7 protein-coding genes and 1 pseudogene are annotated in these 7,299 nt (G+C 72.5%); 6 read left to right on the top strand and 2 right to left on the bottom strand.

Features of this window, described 5'->3' with window-relative positions; genetic code table 11:
• Window positions 1–112 precede the first annotated feature (112 nt).
• Window positions 113–445 carry a putative quinol monooxygenase gene (locus DKT69_RS31350; RefSeq protein WP_109805041.1) on the bottom strand — a complete coding sequence of 111 codons (333 nt, stop codon included), beginning with the start codon at window positions 443–445 and terminating at the stop codon, window positions 113–115.
• 220 nt (window positions 446–665) lie between these two features.
• Between DKT69_RS31350 and DKT69_RS31345 the strand changes: the two genes are divergently transcribed.
• The 4 genes and pseudogenes from DKT69_RS31345 to DKT69_RS31330 all read left to right on the top strand — a co-directional run bounded on the left by DKT69_RS31345 (window position 666) and on the right by DKT69_RS31330 (window position 5,045).
• On the top strand, window positions 666–1,931 hold the full coding sequence (locus tag DKT69_RS31345; protein WP_109805040.1) for a GDSL-type esterase/lipase family protein: 1,266 nt from the start codon (window positions 666–668) through the stop codon (window positions 1,929–1,931).
• A 124-nt stretch (window positions 1,932–2,055) separates the two neighbouring features.
• The gene (locus DKT69_RS31340) at window positions 2,056–2,418 is read left to right on the top strand and encodes a PadR family transcriptional regulator (protein WP_236648471.1); all 363 of its coding nucleotides are present in this window, start codon (window positions 2,056–2,058) and stop codon (window positions 2,416–2,418) included.
• On the top strand, window positions 2,418–3,602 hold the full coding sequence (locus tag DKT69_RS31335; protein WP_109805038.1) for a PH domain-containing protein: 1,185 nt from the start codon (window positions 2,418–2,420) through the stop codon (window positions 3,600–3,602). Before DKT69_RS31340 ends, DKT69_RS31335 begins: the two co-directional genes overlap by 1 nt.
• A 245-nt stretch (window positions 3,603–3,847) precedes the next feature.
• Window positions 3,848–5,045 (top strand): annotated as a pseudogene (locus tag DKT69_RS31330) (erythromycin esterase family protein).
• Between the two features lie 106 nt (window positions 5,046–5,151).
• Here DKT69_RS31330 and DKT69_RS31325 read toward each other — a convergent pair.
• Window positions 5,152–5,613, bottom strand: a complete 462-nt coding sequence (locus DKT69_RS31325; RefSeq protein ID WP_109805037.1) for a VOC family protein — start codon at window positions 5,611–5,613, stop codon at window positions 5,152–5,154.
• Window positions 5,614–5,828: 215 nt separating this feature from the next.
• Between DKT69_RS31325 and DKT69_RS31320 the strand changes: the two genes are divergently transcribed.
• Both DKT69_RS31320 and DKT69_RS40295 read left to right on the top strand, forming a co-directional pair.
• Window positions 5,829–6,809 carry a helix-turn-helix transcriptional regulator gene (locus DKT69_RS31320; RefSeq protein WP_109805042.1) on the top strand — a complete coding sequence of 327 codons (981 nt, stop codon included), beginning with the start codon at window positions 5,829–5,831 and terminating at the stop codon, window positions 6,807–6,809.
• Between the two features lie 257 nt (window positions 6,810–7,066).
• A partial coding sequence (locus DKT69_RS40295) for a hypothetical protein (protein ID WP_236648470.1) occupies window positions 7,067–7,299 on the top strand: 233 nt, incomplete at its 3' end.

Here is a 7,299-nt window from a genome sequence, read left to right as displayed (position 1 = left end):
GATCAGTTGGCCCGCGGAGGCCCGCCCCACCACCCGGTGGGGAGTCGCTCGCCCAACAGGCGAGGATCCACAACACCCACCGCAAACCCGGTGAACGTTAGTGGACACCGCACTAGGCGCGGTCGGGGACGGCCATCTCACCGAGCCGGGACCAGTCGTCCTGCGGGACGGTCACGTTGACGATCCGGGGCGTCTCGGCGAGGTGCGGTGGCAGGCTCCGCTGCGCCGTGCGGAAGTGCTCCGACCGTACGTGCGCCGCACCCGCCTCGTCGTCCTGGAAGGCCTCGACCAGCACGTACTCGGTCGGGTCGTCGATGCTGCGCGACCAGTCGAACCACAGGCAGCCCGGCTCGGCGCGGGTGGCCGTGGTGAACTCCGCGGCGATCTGCGGCCACCGGTCGGCGTGCTCCGGCAGCACCCGGAACTTGGCGGTAATGAAGATCATGGTTAGAGGCTACCCAGGCGCCGCGCCCGACGTGGATGAAGGAACCGTCACTCACCGCTCGTCGCCCGGAACCCGCCGATCGCCGCTCCCGCCCGTCCGCTGACCGCTCGCCCGCAGCCAGGAGCTTTGCCGGCGGCGGCATGGCGACAAGCATCAAGGTCATTCGATCGATCGCTTCGACGGGAGGCACCATGACCGGCATCCGGAGGCGGGAGAACCCATGACGACACGACTGGCGATCACAGCCTGTCTCGCCGCCGTGCTCACGGCGGCCGGCCTGTCGGCGCCCGCCGGGCCGGCCGTCGCGGGCGGGCAGCGGTCCGCGGAGGTGACGCTCACCGAGTCGGCGCTGCAGGGAGTGCACGGCACCGCACCCGACGCGACCGTCCGCAACGTCCTGACCGTGACGGCCAGGGGAGAGAACCTGCGGGTACGCCTGTCCAACCCGTTCGGGGCGACCGGCGTCACCGTCCGCGCGGCGTCCGTCGGCCGGCAGGCCCGGGTGGACGATCCCGCGCTGCTGCCCGGGTCACTGCGGGCGGTGACCTTCGCCGGTGCCCGGAGCGTGACGATCGCGCCCGGCGCCAGTGTCTGGTCCGACCCGGTACGACTGCACGTGCGGGCGGGCGACCACCTCGCCGTCAGCGTGTACGCACCGGGCGCACCGGTCAACGACCACACCTTCCCGCCACCGGAGACCGACACCCCGGGCTCGTTCCTGTCGGTGGGGCCGGGGGACGCGACCCGGGATCAGACCGGGCAGGCGTTCGGCGCGTTCCGGGGCGGCACGCTGTGGTGGGTGGACGCGGTCGCCGCACGGTCCCCGGCGCGGGGCACCATCGTCGCGCTCGGCGACTCCATCACCGACGGCTACCAGGCGGTCGGCGGCGGACCACGGTGGACGGACGTGCTCGCGCAACGGATCGACGCGCTGCCGCCGGCGCGCCAACTGTCCGTGGCCAACGCCGGCATCAGCGGCAACACGGTCAGCATCCAACCCAACCCGTACGACCCGACCAACCAGTGCTGCGGCCCGCCGGCGCCACTGCGCCTCGACCGGGACGTGCTCTCCCTGCCCGGCGTCGAGTACGTCATCCTGCTGGAGGGCACCAACGACATCGGCGGTGGCGCGTACGCCCCCTCGGCCCCACCCGAGCAGGTCATCGCCGCGATGCGGGAGGTCGCGGCGCGCGTCCACGCCGCCGGCCACAAGATCGTCGGGGCGACCATCCTGCCGATGTGCAATCCGGCGGGCAGTGGCAAGGAGCAGACCAGGCTCACCGTCAACCGGTGGATCCGTACCTCCGGCGCCTTCGACGCCGTCCTCGACTTCGACGCGCTGCTGAAGGATCCGACCGATCCGACCGTCATCTACGGTCCGTGGCGGCACGACTGCTACCACCCCGATGCGGCCGGCGACGCGGTGCTCGGCCGGTCCATCCCGCTGGACGTCTTCGGGCTCGAGGAGACGAGGGCCGCAGCCTGATCCCGGGCGGCGTGGTGGCGCCCTGCGGCGCCGCCACGCCTGTCCGCTGCGGACCATCGGCCGGTCGCGGGGGAGTCGGCAAGCCGACATCCTCCACTGTGGTAACTCGTCCTTAGAATGAGCCATGGCTCCGCCGGCGATGAACCGCGCGACGACCGACGTGCTCGGTCTGCTGTTCCAGGCGTGGGAACAGCAGACCGAGGTGCACGGCTGGCAGTTGATGAGGTCGCTGCGGCGGTCCGGCCCGACGGTCTACGCGGTGCTCGACCGGCTCGAGGACGCCGGCTGGGTCGCCGGCTCCTGGGAGAGCCCGGCGGACGGCGCGGAGGGACGCCCGAGGCGCCGCTACTACCGGCTGACGCCGTCCGGCGCCGAGGCGGCCCGTCGACACGCCGTCGTCCCCAGCCCGGCGCCGCCGGCGCGGCCACGTCCGGCCCCCGGCTTCGGTCGGCACGCCCCGCTCCCGGCCGGCGGGCCGAGTCTCTGATGGGCACCACGGAGATGGTCCTGGCCGTCGTGCTGGGGCTGGTCGTCAACGAGATGACCGACCTGTCGCCGTGGCTGGGCCGCAAGCTGGTGGCCTGGTCGGCCTGGCTGCGTTACCAGGACACGCCGCGCGCCGGCATCCGGGCCGAGGAACTGGCCGCGGTCATCAACGACCGGCCCGGCAAGCTCTTCAAACTGGGTACCGGGCTCGGCTTCTTCTCCGCGGCCCTGATCACCCGACTCCGCCGGCTGGTCAGCGGCGGATCGGCGCCGGGGGAGGAGCCGGTCGGCGACGACCTGCTCGGCGCCCGACCGGTCCTGCCGCTGGAGGACGAGCCCACCCGCTGGGTGGCCCCCTTCCTCTTCCCCACCGAGCGGTTCCGGGGCGAGTGGCGCCGACACTGGATCCACCCGGCGAAGAGCCTCGGCGTGATCACCCTCTACGCCGTGCTCGGGGTGTGGGCGGCCGAGGAGCGGATCAAGCCGCGGTACGTCGGCTGGCTGATCGCCCTGGTCGTCGCCCTGGCCGTCCTGACCGCCGCGCACCGGGGGTTCGCGTGGTACCTCGGCCGGTTCGTCATCACCAACAAGCGGCTGATGTCGACCGAGGGGGTGCTCTTCCGCCGGGTCGGGATGATCCCCCTGTTGCGGGTCACCGACATGCGGTACGTGCAGTCGCCGCTCGGTCGGCTGCTCAACTACGGCACGTTCCGCCTGGAGTCCGCCAACCGGAGCAACGTGCTGCGTACGATCGTGGACCTGCCCAACCCGAACGAGCTCTACCTGCGCCTGGTCGAGGAGCTGTACGAGCCGGAGGCCGTGGAGGAACGGCTGGGTCGCCACCTCGATGAGGAGCAGGACGTTCCGGACGGCGAGCCGGTCGACCTGGCGTCGGTACGGCGGGAGGTCATTCTGCGCATCGGCGAGTTGTCCACCCACCTGGCCGCCCTCACCGACGCGATCGCGCGACTCGAACCCGCGCCGGCGTCATCGGCGCCACCTGCCGGCGAGACCTCGGAGCTCGTCGCGCTGCCTGCGCCGGCACCGTCGGACGAGCAGCAGGCCCCGCCGGAGCCCGAACCGGCGGCACTCGGCCCCGGACCGGCGGACGAGCCGGAAACCGTCCCGCCGGTCCGCCGCCGCCGCCGGACGTTGGCAGATCCGTTACCGGACGTCGGCGACTGACCGGCCCGGTGCCGTGCCGCCCTGCCCTGCACTCACCCGAACCCCGGAATTCCGGGGACCGCCACGCGAGCGGTGGCTACCCCGTTTGTCCGGCGCCGCGACGGGTAGCCGCCCCGGAAGCGACGGCACCGACAGGAGGGACTGTGGCGCGGTACGCGGACGAGGTGGTGGCGCTGGCCGCGCCGCTGACGGACGCGGGGGATCTCGATGTCCTCCTGGACCGGATCGGCGACGCCCGGGTGGTGATGCTGGGCGAGGCGAGCCACGGTACGCACGAGTTCTACCGGTGGCGGGCGGAGCTGACCCGGCGCCTGATCGCCGAGCAGGGCTTCTCGTTGGTCGCCGTGGAGGGGGACTGGCCGGACTGCGACCGGGTGGACCGCAGCCGTCCGCTGCCGGGCCGACGCGCCGGAGGACCCGTACCACGCCCTGGCCGCGTTCGAGCGCTGGCCGACCTGGATGTGGGCGAACGAGGAGGTCGTCGACTTCTGCCGCTGGTTGCGGGGGCACAACGCGGGCGTGGACCCGGAGTGCCGGGTCGGCTTCCACGGGTTGGACGTCTACTCACTCTGGGAGTCGCTGCGGGAGATCCTGGTCTGGTTGCGCGAGCGGGAGCCAGGGCTGGTGCCCGCCGCGCTGGCCGCGTACCGCTGCTTCGAGCCGTACCGGGAGGACCCGCAGGAGTACGCGAGGGCCACCAGGTTCGTGCCCACCAGCTGCGAAAACGAGGTCGTCGACCTGTTGGTGGCGCTCCGCGCCACGGCCGAGGGCCCCGGGCCGGCCGACACGGACCCGGATGCGCGCTTCGCCGCCCGGCAGAACGCCGAGGTGGTGGCGGGCGCGGAACGGTACTACCGGACGATGGTCGCCGGCGGGCGCCAGTCCTGGAACGTTCGGGACCGGCACATGGACGAGACCCTGGACCGGCTCCTCGACCACTACGGACCCGGATCGAAGGCCGTGGTGTGGGCGCACAACACCCACGTCGGTGATGCCCGGGCGACCGACATGGCCGACGCCGGCGAGATCAACATCGGTCAGCTGGCCCGCCAGCGGTACGGCGCCGACCAGGTGGTGCTGGTCGGCTTCGGCACTCACCACGGCGCCGTCGTCGCGGGCGGGGCCTGGGGCGCGCCCACGGAGCTGATGGCGGTGCCGCCGGCCATGACCGGCACCCTGGAGGACGTGCTGCACCGGTCGGCCCCCGAGCGGGCGCTCTTCGTCTTCCCTCGGGCCGACCGACCCGACGTGCTCACCGACGAGCTGGACCATCGGGCGATCGGGGTGGTCTACCACCCGGAGCGGGAACGGCTGGGCAACTACGTGCCGACCGTGCTGGGCGACCGGTACGACGCTTTCTGCTGGTTCGACGCCACCCAGGGGGTGCGTCCCCTGCACACCGGCCGGGCGCGGGAGCCGGAGACCTTCCCCTCCGGCGTCTGAACCACGTCGACCTCGGCGACGAGCGGGAACTCTCTCTGCCCGGCTTCCTGCTCCGCACGGTCCGAGCCGACACCTAGCCCCGACCGGCGACTACCGCCGAGCTGCGTCAGTCCAGGCAGAACTCGTTGCCCTCGGGGTCGGTCATCACGATGAAGCCGGCGCTCATCGGGGGAGCGGGCTCGTAGCGACGCACTCGCGTCGCTCCCAGCGCGACGAGCCGCTCGCACTCGACCTCCAGCGCCGCCATCCGCTCCTCTCCCTGCAGTCCGGGAGCCGCACGGACGTCGAGGTGGACGCGGTTCTTGGCGACCTTGTCCTCCGGCACCTGCTGGAAGAACAGCCGTGGGCCGGGCCCGTCCGGGTCCTCGATGGCCGATCTCGTGTTGCGCTGCTCCTCCGGTACGCCGATCCGCGCGAGGAAGTCGTCCCACGCGGCCAGCGGGTCGGCGTCCTCGGGCAGGTCGACTCCGGGCGGCCCGGGGTGGACGTAGCCCAGTACGTCGCGCCAGAACGACGACAGCGCCCGCGGGTCGTGGGCGTCGAAGGTGACCTGGAGGTGGCGGCTCATCGGGTTGCTCCGTTCGTAGCGGGTTTCGTGTGCAGGTAGAGGTCGCGCAGCAGGCAGACCTCGGACAGGTGGGGATCAGCTCGCGGTGGACGTGCAGCACCAGATCGGCCACTCGCGCAGCGTCCGGTTCCATTCGAGTTCGTCTGCCTCCATGGAGCCACCCTGACACCCCTGGCGGACAGAATCGGTCCGCTATCTCTGACAAGGTGGGCGACATGGACGTGGCAAGCGGTGACGTGCGCAGTACGACGGAGCGGGTGCTCACCCTGCTCGGGCTGCTGCAGCAGCGCCAGGTCTGGACCGGCCCCGAGCTCGCCGACTGGCTCGGGGTCACGCCGCGCACGGTACGGCGTGATGTCGAGCGGCTGCGCACGCTCGGCTATCCGGTGCATGCCAGCCAGGGTGTCGGCGGCGGCTACCGGCTCGGCCCGGGGCGGGATCTGCCGCCGCTGCTGCTCGACGACGAGGAGGCGATCGCCACCGCGGTCTCGCTGCTCGCCGGCGCGGGTGGCGGCGTCGCCAGCGCCGGCGACGCCGCACTCCGGGCGCTGACCAAGCTCGATCGGGTGCTGCCCACCCGGCTGCGGCACGAGGTGCGCGCGCTCTCCGGCTCGGTGGAGTCCTTCGGCGGAGGCCGTACGCCGGTCGACCCCGAGGTGCTCATGACGCTGGCCAGAGCCTGCCGCGACGAGGTCGAGGCCGGCTTCGACTACCCGTCCGGGAGCGAGGTGCGACGGCGGCGGGTCGAGTCCTACCGCCTGGTTGCCTCCGACCGGCGCTGGTACCTCCTCGCCTACGACCTCGAACGCGACGACTGGCGCAGCTTCCGCGTCGACCGGATGACCGATGTGTCTGCACGGACCTGGCGCTTCCGCCCGCGCCCGACGCCCGACGCGGCGACGTACGTGCAGGAGGGTGTGGCGAGTCGGGCCTACCCGCTCCAGGCGCGCTTCCTCGTGCACGCGTCGGCCGACACGGTGCGCGCGCAGATTCCGGCGTCGGCGGCCGTCGTACGACGGCGAGGGAGCGAGCTCTGCGAGGTGCTCAGTGGCGCCGGCAGCCTCGACTTCCTGCTCATGCACGTGCTCCTGCTGGGGCACGACTTCGAGGTGCTCGACCCTCCGGAGCTCGGGAGGCGCTGTCGCGCGCTGGCGGAGAGACTGCTGTCGGCTGGTGCAACGATCGCTTCTCGGTGACGGCGAGGCGCTGGCCGGGAGGATCAGGTCGTTCTCCATGGGACCCGACCGGACCGGGCGCCTGCGACCCCCGGTACGCGGGCGCTGACGGGACGACGGGCGGTGGGGATCGTTCAACGCCTATACACTCGTGTGTCACCTGCCACACCGGCCGTGGGTCGTCCGCGCCGGCCCAACGTGGTGCGAAGGGGAGCGCGAGGGTGAGCCCACGTCATGGAGACGGCTCTGACCGCATCTGGCAGCTCGGGCCGGCACGGGTGTTGACGGTCGCGGGAGTCGGCTACCTGATCGTCGTACTGGCGCTGGCGGCGGTCACGTTGGACCTCGACACCGGGCACCAGAGCTCGGTGAGTCGTCTCCCGGCAGCCAACGCGACGACGGGGGGGCAGGGTGATGACGGTGCGGCCGCGTTGCCGCCGTCCCCGGTCACGCCTGCCGGCGGGGACGTGCGCGTCGGATCGGCGCAGAGCCGACCCGCGACCCCACCCGC

The sequence above is a fragment of the Micromonospora sicca genome (assembly GCF_003172935.1).
GTDB classification, from domain to species: domain Bacteria; phylum Actinomycetota; class Actinomycetes; order Mycobacteriales; family Micromonosporaceae; genus Micromonospora; species Micromonospora sicca.
Note: the sequence above shows the minus strand (reverse complement) of the source record. Positions and strands in the feature narration are given on the sequence as shown.